Below are 16,427 nucleotides of genomic sequence, written 5' to 3' on the forward strand. Positions count from 1 at the left end.
TAAGAAACACCAAAGGCTGGTGCGTCATGAAAAACAAGTCCTGTGTGTATCTGGTCGGTACCGGGCCCGGCGATCCGGACCTGCTGACGGTCAAGGCACTGCGTCTGATCAAACAGGCCGATGTGATCGTCTATGACCGGCTGGTCTCCGGATCGATTCTCGAACTGATCCCCGCCGGCAGCAGCCGCATCTTTGTCGGCAAGGCCACGGATCATCACACCCTTCCGCAGGACGAGATCAACGCCCTGCTGGTCAAGATGGCCCACAAGGCGAGAACGATTATCCGCCTCAAGGGCGGCGACCCGCTGGTGTTCGGTCGCGGCAGCGAGGAAGCCACCTATCTTGCCAGGCACAATATTGATTTTGAGATCGTGCCCGGCGTGACGGCGGCCACTGCGGCCACGACCTATGCCGGTATCCCGATGACCCATCGGGGTCTTGCCACCGGTGTACAGATCATTACCGGCCACTCCCGTAACAATCTTGATTTGCAACACGATTGGCAAAAGCTGGCCAACGAAGATACCACACTCGTGGTGTATATGGGGCTGGCCAATATTCACTATATTACCCGCAAGCTGATGGAAGCCGGTCTGCCGGCCGAGACCCCGGCGGCGGCTATTCAGGACGGGGCGACACCCCGGCAGCGCCGCTTGATTGCCACGCTCGCCGATCTGGCGGAGCAAACAGAGCGACAGGCCTTCAGACCGCCGGTCCTGTTTGTGCTCGGCAAGGTGGTGGCGCTGGCCGAGCAGATGGACTGGTATCAGCCCCGGCAGGTATCGCCGGTTGCGGAGGAAAAATATCATGTTTCCTAGAGTCCTGCTCGGCGTGTTGCTGGTTGTCGGCATGTTCAGTCTGACAACCACCGGCTGGAGCGCGGAGTCGATCACCGACAAGCGCGCGGCTGAACTGCGCCACCTGGTCAGGCAGGATTGTGGTTCGTGCCACGGCCTGACCCTCAAGGGCGGGCTGGGACCGGCCCTGACACCCGCTGCCCTGGGTGACAAGCCGAAAGACGCCATGCTCGCAACCGTGCTGCATGGCCGACCCGGCACACCGATGCCGCCCTGGTCCAACCTGTTGAGCCGGGAGGAAGCCCGCTGGATTATTGAATTGCTGTATCGGGGAGTTGAGCAATGAGCCGGAGAGTTTCCCGCTATTTTGCTTATCTTGTGGTGCTGGTGACCCTGTTACTGACGGGATGTCAGAGTCTGGCACCGCGGGCGACCGGCGATCTCGGTCTGGTGATCGAGCGGGCCTCGGGCAGTGTGCAGATCATCGACACCAGCAGCCGGACCGCGCTGGCCCGGATCGAGGGGCTGGGCGATCTCTCTCACGCCTCGGTGGTCTATTCGCGGGACGAGCGTTATGCCTATGTGTTCGGCCGCGATGGCGGGCTGAGCAAGGTGGATATGCTGTTGCAACGGGTCGACAAGCGCATTATCCAGTCCGGCAACAGTATCGGCGGCGCCATCTCCCAGGATGGCGCGCTGATTGCCGTCTCCAATTACGAGCCCGGTGGGGTCAAGATCTTCGATGCGCAAACGCTGGAGCTCGTGGCCGACATTCCGGCGAACGGCGCAAACGGCAAACGCTCCAAGGTTGTGGGACTGGTGGATGCGCCGCAAAAACGGTTTGTCTTCAGTCTGTATGAGTCCGATGAAATCTGGATCGCCGACATGAGTCAGCCGGACGAACCCGATATCACCCGTTACCGGGATGTGGGCAAACAACCGTATGACGCGCTGATCTCCGGCGAAGGGCGCTATTACATCGCCGGCCTGTTTGGCGAGGATGGCCTGGCGCTATTCGATCTCTGGCAGCCGCAGCTTGGCGTCAAACGGATTCTGGGCGACTACGGGCGTGGTGAAGAAAAACTGCCTGTTTACAAGATGCCGCATCTGGAAGGCTGGGCCATGGCCGGTGATTATGCCCTGGTGCCGGCGGTGGGGAGCCATGAAGTACTGGTCATCGATCGATCAAACTGGGAACTGGTCAGGCGTATACCGGTGCACAGTCAACCGGTCTTTGTCATGGCCAGTCCGGATCAGCGTCATGTCTGGGTCAATTTTGCCCACCCGGACAACGACACGATTCAGGTGATCGATGTCGCCAGCCTGGAAGTGATCGATACGCTCAAGCCGGGCCCGGCTGTATTGCATATGGAGTTTACCCCTCGCGGGCATGAAGTCTGGGTTTCGGTGCGCGACGCCAATCGGGTCCGCGTGTATGACGCCTATACCCGGCGCGAGATTACCTCGCTGGAAATGACCTCGCCCAGCGGGATTTTCTTTACCAACCGGGCACATCGGATAGGCTTATGAGCGGCGAACGGCAACTGAGTGAACTGGAACGCCATCTGCTGAACGACTATCAGCATGGTTTTCCGTTGTCGCCGACACCCTATGCCGACATGGCCGAACAGCTCGGGGTCAGCGAACAGCAGGTACTCGATAGCCTGGAGAGGCTGCAGCGCGAGGGCCTGGTCAGCCGGGTCGGTGCGGTATTTCGGCCCAACCGGGTGGGCGCCAGCACCCTGGCGGCGATGTCGGTCGCCGAGGAGGAACTGGAGTCGGTGGCTAAAATTATCAACAGCTATCCGCATGTCAATCACAATTACGAACGCGAACACGAGTTCAATCTGTGGTTTGTTGCTACGGCCGCCAGTGAGGCTGAGTTGTGTTCTGTCCTCGGGGAGATGGAAGAGAGAACCAGCCATACCATCCTTGCACTTCCGCTCCTCGAGGACTTCCATATTGATCTGGGATTTGATTTGCAATGGACATGAAAACGCTCAGTCAACAGCTGCAAAGCATCAACCGGCATCTGGCCGAACTGGATGCGGTGGATGATGCGATGATCCGTGCCATCGAGAACGGCCTGCCGCTGTGTTCGCGCCCTTATGCGCAGATTGCCGATCAGCTGGGAATTGACGAGCCGGAGGTTCTGGCCCGCCTGGCCGCCTTGCAGCAACAGGGCGTGATCAAGCGCATGGGCGTTGTCGTCCGTCACCGCGAGCTGGGTTACCGGGCCAACGCCATGCTGGTTTGGGATGTGCCCGATGATCGGGTCGGGGAACTGGGACGCTGCCTGAGTCAGTATGATTTTATTACGCTATGTTATCGCCGTCCCCGGGTCATGCCAGACTGGCCGTATAACCTGTTTTGCATGATTCATGGCAAATCCCGTGAGGATGTGCTGCAACGTATTGACTGGCTGATCGAACAGTGTCATCTGGAATCATTACCACACCATGTTCTGTTCAGTCGGCGCCGCTTCAAACAGCGCGGCGCGGTGTATCGCTCTGACCGAAAGGGTGATGAGCCGGTGATACAGGACAAACGCTATGCAACTTGATCAGATTGACCGGCAGATTATCAATTCCCTGCAGGAAGGTTTTCCGATCACCGAGCAGCCTTATGCGGAAGTGGCGGAACAGCTGTCACTGAGTGAAAATGAACTGATCGCGCGTCTTGAAAGGCTCCTGGCCGACAGGGTGCTTACCCGTTTCGGACCGATGTTTCAGGCGGAAAAGCTGGGGGGCGCATTCACGCTGGTGGCCATGAGTGTTCGGGAGGACGACTTTGAGCGAGTCGCGGAGATCGTTAACAGTTTTCCGGAGGTCGCGCATAATTACGAGCGCGAACACCACTTTAATATGTGGTTTGTCGTGGCCACGGATGACCCGAAGCGTATTGATGCCGTATTGACCGAAATTGAGTTGGACAGCGGTTATAGTTGTTACAACATGCCCAAGCAGGATGAATATTTCGTCAAACTGAAGCTCGTGGTTTGAACAGGAAATGAAATCGATGCAGGCAATAAAGCCAAAAGACACGGCAATGCTTGATGAGACCGATCGTCGTCTCATTCTGACCACCCAGGAAGGGCTGCCGCTGGCTCCCAAACCCTATGCGGCGGTTGCGCAGGAACTCGGGATCAGTGCCGAGGAAGTCATGCAGCGCCTGCAACGTATGCTGAATACCGGCATCATTCGGCGTATCGCAGCTGTCCCGAACCATTACCAGCTGGGTTATACCGCCAACGCCATGAGTGTCTGGAATGTGCCGGATGAGTCTATAGAGAAACTGGGAAAACGGATCGGGGCGCTGGAATTTGTCAGTCATTGCTATCGTCGGCCCCGTCACCTGCCCGCCTGGCCCTATAACCTGTTTGCCATGGTCCATGCCACCAGTCGCGACGAGGCGCTGGAAAAGGTGGCCGAGATCGCCCGTCTGCTGGGTGAAAATAATCGCGGTCACGACATATTATTCAGTCGTCGCATTCTGAAAAAGACCGGAATGCGGCTGATATCCTAGGAGAACATTATGTTCAGAATAACCCAGTACATGAAAGAGCTGGACAAGCTTGTGAAGGGTGCCGATGCTATATTGCCTCCCAAACGTCAGCCGCCGGGACCTGTCGTTATCTGGAATCTGATTCGGCGCTGCAACCTGACCTGCAAACATTGCTATTCCATATCGGCAGACAAAGACTTTCCCGGTGAACTGGATACGCAACAGGTTTATGGCGTGATGGACGATCTGAAACAGTACGGCGTGCCGGTTTTAATTCTCTCTGGCGGCGAGCCACTGATGCGCAAGGATATTTTCGATATCTCACATCGCGCTAAAGCCATGGGTTTTTACGTAGGCCTGTCCACCAACGGTACCATGATTGGCGAAGAGAATATCGAGCAGATCGCCGAAGTGGGCTATGACTATGTCGGCATCAGTGTCGACGGTGTTAAAGAGACACATGATTATTTTCGACGCAAAGAAGGTGCTTTTGAGGAGGCGATGAACGGGATCCGCCTGTGCCGTGATCATGGCATCAAGGTCGGTCTGCGGTTCACGTTGACCATGGATAACGCCACCGAGCTTCCTGATCTCCTGGAGCTGATGGAACAGGAAAACATCGACAAGTTTTATCTATCGCATCTCAACTATGCCGGTCGTGGTAACAAGAACCGCAAGGATGATGTTGTGCATCAGTTGACCCGCGATGCCATGGATCTGTTGTTTGAAACCTGCTGGGATAATATTCAAAACGGTGTTGAGCGCGAATTTGTGACCGGTAACAATGATGCCGACGGCGTCTACCTGTTGTTCTGGATTGCGCGCAATTTCCCGCAGCATCTGGAATACATGCAGGCACGTCTGGAACAGTGGGGCGGTAATGCCACGGGCGTCAATATTGCCAACATCGACAACCTGGGCAACGTGCATCCCGATACTTTCTGGTGGGATTACACGCTGGGCAATGTCAAACAGCGGCCTTTCTCGCAAATCTGGGAAGATACCAGCGACCCGTTGATGGCCGGTCTCAAGGCCGAACAACGTCCGCTCAAGGGTCGTTGCGCCCAGTGCAAACACCTGGCCGTGTGTGGCGGCAATACCCGGGTACGTGCCTGGCAGTTGAGTGGCGATCCCTGGCAGGAGGATCCGGCCTGCTATCTCACCGATGAAGAAATCGGTTATACCGGCCTGCATGAGCGCTTACAGCTCTACCCCTATTCCCGCCATCGTAAGGTTGCACAGCACAAACCCTGAACACATTGAATTGAACGTATTGTGCGGGCTGGATCCAGTGGTTCAAAAGGATAAGTGCATGTCAAAGTTGTTTGGTCCTGTCACAGATCGTCGGGTTGGATCTATCATATTATTGATGTTGTTGTCCTTCGCAGTTACGGCGAGTCCCGAAAAGCTTTACCAGAAAAATTGCGCCAGCTGTCATGCTCCAAACCGTCTTGGCGCTATGGGACCTGCTTTGTTGCCAGGCAATCTCAAGCGTTTGAAAAAGAACGAGGCGATGGACGTCATCCGCCAGGGGCGGCTGGCCACGCAAATGCCGGGCTTTGCCGACAAACTCACTGATGAGCAGGTTGCCGCACTGGTCGAGTATATCTATACCCCCTTGCCGGAATCGCCTTCATGGGGTGAGGTGGAGATAACCGCCTCGCATAAACTTCATTATCGGCAGTCCGAACTCTCTGATACACCGGTTTTCGAAGCCGACCCGCTCAACCTCTTCATTGTGGTGGAACTCGGGGATCATCATGCCACCGTGCTGGATGGTGACAGGTTTGAACCCATTCATCGTTTCGAGACCCATTTCGCCCTGCATGGTGGGCCCAAGTATTCGCCGGGCGGGCGTTATGTATATTTTGCCTCGCGCGATGGCTGGATCAGCAAGTTCGATATGTACAACCTCAAGACCGTGGCCGAGGTACGCGCCGGGATCAATACCCGCAATCTGGCCGTCTCCGCCGACGGGCGTTATGTCATGGTTGGCAACTACCTGCCACACACCCTGGTGCTGTTCGATGCCCGTGATCTTTCATTGATCAAAATCTTCGATGTCAAAGATAAGTCTGGCCGTTCTTCCCGGGTCAGTGCCGTGTATACGGCGCCGCCACGGGGCAGCTTTGTCGCCGCGCTGAAAGACGTCAAGGAAGTCTGGGAGATCAGCTATCTGGATGAGCCGGAGCCGGTGGCCACCGGCTATATGCATGATTATCGCTATGAAGAGGGCTATATGGATCGTGGTCCTTTTCCCTTGCGACGGATCGTGCTGGACGACTATCTGGATGACTTCTTTTTCGATCAGGATTACAAACATTTGATCGGTGCGGCACGCAATGCCAACAACGGTCAGGTGGTGAATCTGATCGTGGGACGCAAGATTGCCGAGATCGACCTGCAGGGACTGCCGCATCTGGGATCGGGGATCAGCTGGGAGTACCAGGGTCGTCGAGTGCTGGCGACACCGAACCTGAAAAAGGGTGAAGTCAGCATCATCGACATGCAGAACTGGAAGACCATCAAACGGATAAAAACCGGTGGCCCCGGGTTTTTCATGCGCAGTCACAAAAACAGCCCCTACGCCTGGGTCGATGTCTTCTTCGGCCCGAATCATGACCAGGTGCACATCATCGACAAAGCCACGCTGGAGATCGTCAAGACCCTGAAGCCGGCCCCGGGCAAAACCGCCGCCCATGTCGAATTCGACCGCGACGGCCAACACGCCCTGCTGAGCATCTGGGACGAGGAAGGTTATGTGATCGTCTACGATGCAAAGACCCTCGAAGAGGTCAAGCGCCTGCCCATGAACAAGCCATCGGGCAAATACAACGTCTACAACAAGACCCGCTACACGGAAGGCACTAGTCACTAGTCTCTAGATGCTAGAAAGATATTTCACCACCAAGACACCAAGACACTAAGTGTTAATAAAATAATTTCGTGTTTTTGAGACTTCGTGGTTCAATAATTTACCTGGTACCTGTGGCGTCAGCCACCAGTGGGAGGCGATTCCATCGGCGACTTGCCGGGATGCGAGAGGTCGCGGCTGAAAGCCCCTCCCACTAGAAATAGTCGCTAGGTCCTAGGTCCTGGGTACCAGGCCCTGGCAGGGTGTGTTCAATACGCCCTATGCGTTGACGTCATCCGGTACATTTTAACCACGAAGACTCGAAGCCACGAAGATCGTTGTTGTTATCCAGGTTTACCTTCGTGACCACTTCGTGTCTTGGTGTCTTCGTGGTTAGATTTTAGTACCTGGTATCTACTAGCCCCTGGCCCCTAGCCCCTGGCCCCTAGAGACTGCGGCGTCAGCCGCCGGTCATGGACATGAAGCGCAACACCTGTTCCGGTTTTTCGTTGAACTCGTGGCGCTCGGGTTTGAGGGCGATGGCCCTGACGATGTGCTGTTCCAGTTCGGCATCGCTGATCCCGGCGCGCAGCAGTTCGCGCAGCGGGTAGCGCTCTTCCTGGCCCAGGCACATGTACAGCGTACCGTCGACCGACAGGCGCACCCGGTTGCAGGTCTCGCAGAAGTGCTGGGAGATGGGGGTGATAAAGCCGATGCGCAGCTCGGTGCCGGCGACTTGCACATAGCGGGCCGGGCCGCCGCCGGGCATCATGCCGGGTATCAGCTCGTAATGTTCGGCGAGACGCGCTTTGACATCCTGCAGGTTGATGTACTGATCGGTGGCGGCGCGGCCGGTTTCGCCCATCGGCATGGTTTCAATAAAGCGCAGGGTGAAGTCGTGCTCGATGCAGAACTCGACCATCTCCTCGACCTCGTCGTCATTGACGCCCTTCATGACTACCATATTGATCTTGATGGGATGAAACCCGGCCTGTTTGGCGGCCATCAGGCCGTTGAGCACCTTCTCCAGCTTGCCCTGGGTGATTTCCTTGAAGCGCTCGGGTTTGAGGGTATCCAGACTGACATTGATACGGCTGATCCCGGCCTCGAACAGCGCCTGGCCGTGGTTGTCGAGGCGGGTGGCATTGGTGCTCAGCGACAGATCCTCGATACCGGGCAGGGCGGCCAGACGGGCAGCCAGTTCGGGCAGGTTCTTGCGCACCAGGGGCTCACCGCCGGTGATCCGAACCCGGCGGGTGCCGAGCCGGCCGAAGGCGGCGATGACCCGCTCGATCTCCTCAGGCGTCAGCCAGTGCGCGGGCTCCTCAAAGTCTTTGAATCCTTCGGGCATGCAGTACTTGCAACGCAGATCACAGCGGTCCGTGACCGAGAGCCGGACATAGTCGATGCGCCTGCCGAAGGGGTCGATGAGATCTGTCATAAATACCTGAGCGTGTTGCGATGGATAGACGAAATTATAGGCGAAAATTAGTAGCTTGTAATGTACTGAAAAATCTTCAAAAAATCCGGTTAATTGGCGCTATTGTGGGCCGATCTGACAGAGCCAGTATAGCCGCCGGATGACGGAGTGCAATCCGGCACCGGAGAGTAAGTGAGCGCTCACTTGGAACTAATTCAAATATTCTAAAGTAGTGATATCCTGTGCCGATACCCTTATTACCTATTTAACTTGGGGTAAACCCTGAATTCGACAAGACTGTTCCCCCCGCGGGGGGCGATTCAAATGCGATACTCCTTACGAAAGCGAATGCTGTTCGGTACCGGCCTGATGCTGGTGCCCTTGCTGTTACTGGGCATTATCGGCTATCTATTTTATCTGCAAACCATTGATTCGTTTGAGGCGGTGATTCAGGAAAGCCTGCCGGTGGGCCTGCCGGTCAGCGAGCTCCATCGTGACATCCTGCAGCTTGATATGCCGCTGGACAGATACCTGCTCAGCGGCAGCCAGCGCGAGCGTCAGCGGTTCAGCAAACAGACCCGGGATATCGATCGCCAATTCACCGCCTTGCTGAACAATTCAGGCTTGCAGCGGGAATATCGCAGGGACATCAGCCGCGCGGCGGCAAGCTGGCGCGAACTGGTCATGCTGGGCGAGGCGATTATCGAGCGGGACCGCACCGGTCACACCGTTCCGTTGGCGAATATTACCCACTTCGAAAAGCAGCAGCAGAAAACCAGCCGGATGCTGGATGAGGTCTATATCACCCTGCAGTCCGAGATCCGCAGCAATTATCAAGATGCCCTGCATAACCAGCAACAGATCCAGGTATTGCTGCTGGTGGTATTCATCGCGGGGGTACTGGTGGCAGTCAGTATCGGCAACCGGCTGGCTCGCCAGGTGCTCAGGCCGCTCGCCGTGTTAAGCGAGGGCACCGAGCGTTTCGGTAATGGCGATTTGAGCCACCGGATTCAACTGGGGGACCGAGACGAATTTGGCCGGCTGGCAAAGACCTTCAATGAAATGGCCGATCAGCTCGAATTTCTGGCCGCCTATGACAGCCTGACCGGCCTGCTGAACAAACGCGAGTTCGAGATACGCCTTAACGATGAGGTGCGCCGCGCCCGGCGGGCCCGGCATCCCTTCGTGCTGTTGCTGCTGGACCTGGATGATTTCAAACTGGTCAACGATACTCACGGGCATCAGGCGGGCGATCAGGTTCTGCAAAAGCTGGCCGCCCTGTTGAAAACGCAGGTCAGGGACGCCGATTATATCGGTCGGTACGGCGGCGAGGAATTCGGCATCATCCTCACCGATAGCTCCGAACAGGATGGCAGTGAAACCGCGGAGCGGATTCGCCAGGTAGTGGAAGCGGAACAATTCGTTGTTAACGAGGACATTGATATCCGTATCACCATGAGCATCGGGCTCGCCTGCTATCCCGATGATGCCGCCAACGCCGACATGTTAATTGGCTGTGCCGACGAGGCGCTTTACAAAGCCAAGGACACCGGCCGCAATCGCGTGATCGCCTTCAGCGGCAGCTGAATAGAGAAAAGAGAATAACGCAGAGGCGCAGAGATATAATTTTGGATGTTGAATTTTAAATTTTAAATTTTGAATTTCGGTTGTGCACCCAATTCAAAATTCAACATTAAGAATTCAAAATTGCATTACTCTGCGTCTCTGCGGTGAAAAATATTTATCGGCTGGTTTTGCCGTTGCCGGCTTCGCGCATCATCATGGCCATTTTGACCAGGTCGGCGATGGAGCGGGCCCGCATTTTTTCCATGACCTTGGCGCGGTGCACTTCCACGGTCTTGACGCTGATGCCCAGTTCCTCACCCACATCCCGGTTGGGCTTGCCGGTGACCACCCGGTCCATGACTTCCTGTTCGCGGGTGGTGAGGTTGTCATAGCGGGCCTGCAAATTCTCCAGTTCGGCGCGTTGTTTGAGTCGGTTGCGATGCTTCTGCACGGCGGCCTGGATCGTATCCAGCAAGACCTGGTCGTTGAACGGCTTTTCGATGAAATCGATCGCACCGTTTTTCAGCGCGCGTACCGCCATCGGTACATCGCCGTGGCCGGTGACGAAGACGATAGGCAGGTCAATGCCCCGCTCGGTGAGAATGTGTTGTAAATCCAGACCGCTGATGCCGGGCATGCGCACATCCAGAATCAGACAACCGAGGGAATCCTCGGTGTAGTTATCCAGAAATTCGTTGGCCGAACCGTAGGTCCGGATGTTCAGACCGACCGACTCGATTAACCATTCAATGGACTCGCGTACGGCCTGATCGTCATCGACTACGTGGATGGTCGCTTTTTTCATTATTGTACTAACTGTCTGGTCCTCCACCGGTGTCGTTGCCCCTGAAACCGGTTGGCGGGTTTACCCTTGAATAGTCCATTTGCCGGGCGCTGTGATGCGGGTTCGAAACAGCCCCGTCGGACGCTTTGCTGCGGCCAGCCCGGGCACTTCCGGAAACCTCGCATTTTCCACGTGGTTATCGGCAATGTGATGCAGTTCTCAAATTTTTTCTTAGTGTAAGAGGTGATTTCATCACGGGCTAAATATCCCTTTTTAGATAATGCTCTTTTCGTCATCCAGCATATAGGAGGCGGTCAGGGGAACGTTATTGGGGATTACCCTAATTTTGCCCGGAAGGCGAAAAAAAGCGCATCGGAGGATGCGCTTTTGGCAGTGCGTTGCCGGTTGGCAATCAGATGGTCTGATAGTAGAGGTTCTGCGGATGATTGGCCTGGGCGAAGAAAAACCAGCGCTCGAACAGCAGGCCGATGTACTGCACCACGAACGCGACGGCCAGAACCTGGACACTGGCGGCGCTGAGGCCGGCCCACAGCAGGATCAGCGGCACGGGGAACACCAGGACCAGGAAAATGTACTTGATCGACCGGAACCAGGCCGCGCTGGCGCCGTGGAAATATTCCCGGGTGTTATAGGAGCCGCCCATCATGCCCATGGCTTTTTGTACCACGGTGCTGTGGCGCATGCCGATGGCGGTCTGGACGGTTGACTTGTACTTGATCCGGGCGTTGCGATACAGCGAGGCAGCGCGGGTGATCAGGCTGACCAGCGTCAGGATCACCGCCCAGCTACCGTAGAAGCCGGTCAGGCCGGCGCCCTGCCAGGCCGCCAGCGCGGTGGCCAGGGTGAACCCGGAGGCGGCGCCCAGCAAGGTGTAGTTAATCACGGTCAGGACACTGGCCCATTCCTGCAGGAACTTGATGCTGGCGTAGATCATGGCGGTGGCGATATACAACACGAACACGGCCAGGGTCGTGATCGCCCCGACGATCAGTGCCGGCTGATTGGGCATGCCGTTACCGAACCAGTCGGGTTGCCAGCCGCTGAAGTGCAGCACGCCGTAGACGAACACCAGGCCCATGACCGCCGGCAGGATGATGACTTCCCGCGACAGCCAGGAGGTGCGCCACTGGCTCGCGGCACGCCAGGCCCGCTCCGGCCGCCCCAGATGAAGGAAGGACGCAGCCAGGCCACCGACCATCAACACCAGGGCGATGATACTGCCGGTGATATAGAAACCGCTGCTCTGTGCCGGCAGCAGGTTGACGGCGGAATACAACTGGCCACTGAACAGCGCCAGAAACAGCCCCTGACCGGCACCGATCAGCGTAGTGAGAAAAATAACCGAAAATGCAGGATGCATAGCAAATTCTCCGAATTTGAGTTACGAGGGACGAGGGCCGAGTTACGAGGAACAGCGAATCGAGGTATATCTTTTTTCCTCGTCACTCGTAACTCGGCCCTCGTCACTTTGTTTTAGAGTAGCCAGTCGTCCAGGGTGACATCCTTGGTGGTCTTGTGCCGGATATCCTCTTTCTTGAGCGGATTGTCCACGCGCACCAGCTCGTCTTCATGGATGTGCATCTTGGTCTTGCGCCGCGGCAGGTAATGGTTGGCCGGCTTGGTGCCCCATTCGGGCATCAGCTGGTAACCGCCCTGTTCGCGAATCGCGACCGACACTTCCGAGTCAGGATCGTGGACGTCACCGAACAGCCGGGCGTTGGTCGGGCAGGCCATGACGCAGGCCGGTTTGCGCTCGGCTTCGGGCAGGGATTCGTCGTAGATACGATCCACGCACAGGGTGCACTTGGTCATCACCTGTTCTTTCTCGTCCAGCTCGCGCGCGCCATAGGGGCAGGCCCAGGAGCAGTATTTGCAGCCGATGCATTTGTCATAGTCTACCAGCACAATGCCGTCGTTCTCGCGCTTGTAGCTGGCGCCGGTCGGGCAGACCGGCACGCAGGGCGCGTCCTCGCAATGCAGGCAGCTCTTCGGGAAGTGGATGGTTTCCGTGTTCGGGAAATTGCCCACCTCATAGGTCTGCACCCGGTTGAAGAAGGTCCCGGTGGGGTCCTTGCCATACGGATTCTCGTCGAACAGCGGGCCGGCGGCACCGGAAGTATTCCACTGCTTGCAGCTGGTGACGCAGGCGTGGCAACCCACGCAAACATTCAGATCGATAACGAGGGCTAACTGGGACATTATTTAGCTCCTTTGCTGAACTTGCCAGCGAAGTACTGCAGCCATTTGCGGCGCGGTGTCGTTCCCGGCACAGCATGCATCTCTTTGTATTGCGGGGAGGTGACCGGTTCATCGTCTTCGCTCGCCGGATAGATCCGAACCCGCACGTCATACCAGCCGGCCTGGCCGGTGACCGGATCCGAGTTGGAAATATGCTCGCCGGCAGGGTTGGACGGCAACTCCTCGCTGATTACGTGGTTCAACAGGAAGCCCTGCTGGGATTCGTTGGCGTTCTTGTCCAGGTTCCAGGCGCCGCTGGCCTTGCCGATGGCGTTCCAGGTCCAGATGGTGCCCGGCTCGACCGCCTCACTGTAACGACTCAGGCAGCGCACCTTGCCGTGCATGGACTCGATCCACATCCAGGATTCGTCCTCGATACCGGCCGCTTTCGCGGTCTGCGGATGCAGGTGCAGGTAGTTGTAGGCATGGATCTGGCGCAGCCAGGCGTTCTGCGAGTCCCAGCTGTGGTACATGGCCATCGGCCGCTGGGTGATCGCGTTGAGCGGGTACTTGTGTTTGTCGGTCAGCTGCGACTCCAGCGGCTCGTAGTAGAACGGCAGTGGATCGAAGAAAGTCTCGATGCGCTTGCGCAGATGCCTGGGCGGCACCCGACCGCCGGGGTTCTTGTCCTGCGCGGCCAGGCGGAACTTCTGCAGCACTTCGGAGTAGATGTGGCAGTTGATTGGCTCGGCATAGCGGGTCAGGGCGTTGCCCTGGGCCCACTGCAGGTAACCCTGGTTCCAGTTACGCATGTACTGGTAGGACTTGGGCAGCTCGTAATGGAACACGCAGTTGTTCTTCTCGTACATCTTCCACTGATCCGGGTTGGGCTCGCCACGCATGGACTTCTCGCCGCCCTTGCCGCGCCAGCCGGCCAGAAAGCCGATGCCGGAGCCCGGGGCGGTCTCGAAGTTGGTGACAAAGTCCGGATAGTCGCGGAACTTGCGGTTGCCGTCTTCATCCACGAAGGCCGGCAGCTTCAGCCGCGAGCCCAGTTCAATGAGCACTTCCTGGAACGGCTTGCACTCGCCAGTCGGCGGCACCACGGGGATACGCACCGAGTCGACCGGACCGTCGTACTCGGAGATCGGCCGATCCAGCATGGACATCACGTCATGGCGTTCCAGATAGGTGGTATCCGGCAGCACCAGATCGGCGTAGGCGACGGTTTCCGACTGGAAGGCGTCGGCCACGACCAGAAACGGGATCTTGTACTCACCGTTGTCGTCCTTGTCGTTGAGCATCTTGCGCACTTCATCGGTGTTCATGGTGGAGTTCCACGCCATATTGGCCATGAACAGGAGCAGGGTGTCGATGTTGTAGGGATCGCCGCGGTGGGCGTTGGTGATCACATTGTGCATCAGACCGTGCACCGACAGCGGATGCTCCCAGGAGAAGGCCTTGTCGATCCGCACCGGCTCGCCCTGGTCGTCGACGAACAGATCGTCGGGGTCCGCCGGCCAGCCCAGCGGCATGCCGTTGAGCGGGGTATTCGGCTGTACGTCGTCCGGCGAGGTCGGGTTCTTCGGGCAGGGCGGAATCGGGCGCGGGAAGGGCGCCTTGTGGCGGAAGCCGCCGGGCCGGTCGATGGTGCCCAGAATCGACATCAGGATGCTCATGGCGCGGATGGTCTGGAAGCCGTTGGAATGGGCGGCCAGACCGCGCATGGCATGGAAGGCCACCGGGTTGCCGGTGACCGACTCGTGTTCGTTGTCCCACACGTCGGTCCAGGCGATCGGCAGCTCGATCTTCTCGTCGCGGGCGGTGATACCCATTTCATAGGCCAGGCGACGGATGGTCTCGGCCGGAATGCCGGTGATGTTCTCGGCCCATTCGGGGGTGTACTGCTGCACCCGTTCGGTCAGCATCTGGAAGGCCGGTTTGACCGGGGTGCCGTCGGGCAAGGTGAAATTACCCAGCAGATACGGATCGGCACCCGGGGTATGGGTGGAAATCGGTTTGTTCAGATCCCGATCCCACCACAGCTTGTTCTGGGGATCGAAGCAGCCTTCCTCTTCGGGGACTTCGAAACGCACGAACATGCCGTATTCGGTGCTCTCTTCGTCCAGGTTCACCAGCTCGGCGGAGTTGGTGTAGTTGACCAGAAAATCCCGGTCGAACAGCCCCTGCTTGATAATCTCATGGGTCAGGGCCAGCAGCAGCGCGCCGTCGGTGCCGGGTTTGATCGGCACCCATTCGTCGGCAATGGCGGAGTAGCCGGTGCGCACCGGGTTGATGGAGATAAAGCGGCCGCCGTTGCGCTTGAACCTGGACAGTTCCATCTTCAGCGGGTTGGAGTGATGGTCCTCGGCGGTGCCGATCATCACGAACAGTTTGGCGCGTTCCAGATCCGGGCCCCCGAATTCCCAGAACGAGCCGCCGATGGTGTAGATCATGCCCGCAGCCATGTTGACCGAGCAGAAGCCGCCATGGGCCGCGTAGTTGGGCGTGCCGTACTGTTTGGCGAACAACCCGGTCAGCGCCTGCATCTGATCGCGGCCGGTGAACAGCGCGAATTTCTTCGGATCGGTGGCGCGGATGTTGCCCAGGCGCTCCTCGAGCAGGTCGAAAACCTGATCCCAGCTGATCTCCTCGAACTGCGCATCACCGCGGTCGGCGCCGGGCTTGCGCATCAGCGGCCTGGTCAGCCGCGCCGGGGAGTACTGTTTCATAATCCCCGAGGAACCCTTGGCACAGATGATGCCCTTGTTCAGCGGATGATCGGGATTGCCCTGGATATAGCGCACCTCCCCGTCACGCACGGTCACGCGGATGCCGCAGCGGCAGGCACACATGTAACAGGTGGTGTTCTTGGTTTCAGTGCGCCCCGCGGGCTTCTGAATCGGGTCGTGTATTACTGCCATCGTCAACCTGGCCTTTTTAATGGGGTGCGCGATTATAGGTAGCTCGTCGCACAGTGACTAATCAGCGTTATTAAAAGGTTATAGAATCATTATATACTAAAATGATTATATGATAACCGTATCCAGACGGAGATAGTGACCGGGCCCGCTCCCTATCCGAAGAGAGATAGCCATAGCCCGACTAAACATCTGTTTTTACGGGAGTTTTGAGCTTGCAGGTGAGGTCGGCCAAACTATAGCCGATCACGAGCAAATTTAAACCCCGTGCACCTCGAAGGACAGAAATAAAATTCACTTATATTTAGATCAGGTATAAGTCCCGCCGAAACGGTCCCGTTTCGGCGCCATTTTCATTCCGCCCAATCGGATACAACAAATC

General features: G+C 57.3%; 15 protein-coding genes. 10 read left to right on the forward strand and 5 right to left on the reverse strand.

The features are described from left to right. Window positions 1-26 precede the first annotated feature (26 nt). The 9 genes from cobA to U5J94_RS00680 all read left to right on the forward strand — a co-directional run bounded on the left by cobA (window position 27) and on the right by U5J94_RS00680 (window position 7,179). A complete protein-coding gene (gene cobA / locus U5J94_RS00640; protein WP_322563716.1) occupies window positions 27-818 on the forward strand; it encodes a uroporphyrinogen-III C-methyltransferase in 792 nt (263 codons plus the stop codon). Beyond that, window positions 808-1,143, forward strand: a complete 336-nt coding sequence (locus tag U5J94_RS00645; RefSeq protein ID WP_322563717.1) for a cytochrome c — start codon at window positions 808-810, stop codon at window positions 1,141-1,143. The genes cobA and U5J94_RS00645 overlap by 11 nt, the downstream gene beginning before the upstream one ends. Further along, window positions 1,140-2,327: a cytochrome D1 domain-containing protein gene (locus tag U5J94_RS00650; protein WP_322563718.1), complete on the forward strand. Its 1,188-nt coding sequence runs from the start codon at window positions 1,140-1,142 to the stop codon at window positions 2,325-2,327. The genes U5J94_RS00645 and U5J94_RS00650 overlap by 4 nt, the downstream gene beginning before the upstream one ends. After that, window positions 2,324-2,791, forward strand: a complete 468-nt coding sequence (locus U5J94_RS00655; protein WP_322563719.1) for an Lrp/AsnC family transcriptional regulator — start codon at window positions 2,324-2,326, stop codon at window positions 2,789-2,791. Before U5J94_RS00650 ends, U5J94_RS00655 begins: the two co-directional genes overlap by 4 nt. Then, window positions 2,782-3,360, forward strand: coding sequence for an AsnC family transcriptional regulator (locus U5J94_RS00660; protein ID WP_322563720.1), 579 nt, complete (start codon window positions 2,782-2,784; stop codon window positions 3,358-3,360). The genes U5J94_RS00655 and U5J94_RS00660 overlap by 10 nt, the downstream gene beginning before the upstream one ends. After that, window positions 3,350-3,799 (forward strand): Lrp/AsnC family transcriptional regulator, encoded by a 450-nt coding sequence (locus U5J94_RS00665; protein ID WP_322563721.1) that lies wholly within the window; start codon window positions 3,350-3,352, stop codon window positions 3,797-3,799. Before U5J94_RS00660 ends, U5J94_RS00665 begins: the two co-directional genes overlap by 11 nt. Before the next feature lie 16 nt (window positions 3,800-3,815). Beyond that, window positions 3,816-4,322, forward strand: coding sequence for an AsnC family transcriptional regulator (locus U5J94_RS00670; protein ID WP_322563722.1), 507 nt, complete (start codon window positions 3,816-3,818; stop codon window positions 4,320-4,322). Between the two features lie 9 nt (window positions 4,323-4,331). Beyond that, window positions 4,332-5,555 carry a heme d1 biosynthesis radical SAM protein NirJ gene (gene nirJ, locus U5J94_RS00675; RefSeq protein WP_322563723.1) on the forward strand — a complete coding sequence of 408 codons (1,224 nt, stop codon included), beginning with the start codon at window positions 4,332-4,334 and terminating at the stop codon, window positions 5,553-5,555. 115 nt (window positions 5,556-5,670) lie between these two features. Then, on the forward strand, window positions 5,671-7,179 hold the full coding sequence (locus U5J94_RS00680) for a cytochrome D1 domain-containing protein (protein WP_322563724.1): 1,509 nt from the start codon (window positions 5,671-5,673) through the stop codon (window positions 7,177-7,179). A gap of 436 nt (window positions 7,180-7,615) precedes the next feature. On the opposite strand, the gene moaA is transcribed toward U5J94_RS00680, so the two are convergent. Then, the gene (gene moaA / locus U5J94_RS00685) at window positions 7,616-8,596 is read right to left on the reverse strand and encodes a GTP 3',8-cyclase MoaA (RefSeq protein WP_322563725.1); all 981 of its coding nucleotides are present in this window, start codon (window positions 8,594-8,596) and stop codon (window positions 7,616-7,618) included. Window positions 8,597-8,899: 303 nt separating this feature from the next. Here moaA and U5J94_RS00690 point away from each other — a divergent pair, with 303 nt between their 5' ends. Continuing rightward, window positions 8,900-10,162 (forward strand): diguanylate cyclase, encoded by a 1,263-nt coding sequence (locus tag U5J94_RS00690; protein ID WP_322563726.1) that lies wholly within the window; start codon window positions 8,900-8,902, stop codon window positions 10,160-10,162. Window positions 10,163-10,316: 154 nt separating this feature from the next. Here U5J94_RS00690 and U5J94_RS00695 read toward each other — a convergent pair whose 3' ends face one another. The 4 genes from U5J94_RS00695 to U5J94_RS00710 all read right to left on the reverse strand — a co-directional run bounded on the left by U5J94_RS00695 (window position 10,317) and on the right by U5J94_RS00710 (window position 16,048). Next, window positions 10,317-10,946 carry a response regulator transcription factor gene (locus U5J94_RS00695; RefSeq protein ID WP_322563727.1) on the reverse strand — a complete coding sequence of 210 codons (630 nt, stop codon included), beginning with the start codon at window positions 10,944-10,946 and terminating at the stop codon, window positions 10,317-10,319. Between the two features lie 391 nt (window positions 10,947-11,337). Further along, entirely contained in the window at window positions 11,338-12,306 is a 969-nt protein-coding gene (locus U5J94_RS00700; protein WP_322563728.1) for a dimethyl sulfoxide reductase anchor subunit family protein, read from the reverse strand. A gap of 113 nt (window positions 12,307-12,419) precedes the next feature. Next, entirely contained in the window at window positions 12,420-13,145 is a 726-nt protein-coding gene (locus tag U5J94_RS00705) for a 4Fe-4S dicluster domain-containing protein (RefSeq protein ID WP_322563729.1), read from the reverse strand. Beyond that, window positions 13,145-16,048, reverse strand: coding sequence for a molybdopterin oxidoreductase family protein (locus tag U5J94_RS00710; protein WP_322563730.1), 2,904 nt, complete (start codon window positions 16,046-16,048; stop codon window positions 13,145-13,147). Before U5J94_RS00710 ends, U5J94_RS00705 begins: the two co-directional genes overlap by 1 nt. Between the last annotated feature and the right edge of the window lie 379 nt (window positions 16,049-16,427).

Origin of the sequence: Thiohalophilus sp. (assembly GCF_034522235.1) — a bacterium.
Lineage (GTDB): Bacteria > Pseudomonadota > Gammaproteobacteria > UBA6429 > Thiohalophilaceae > Thiohalophilus.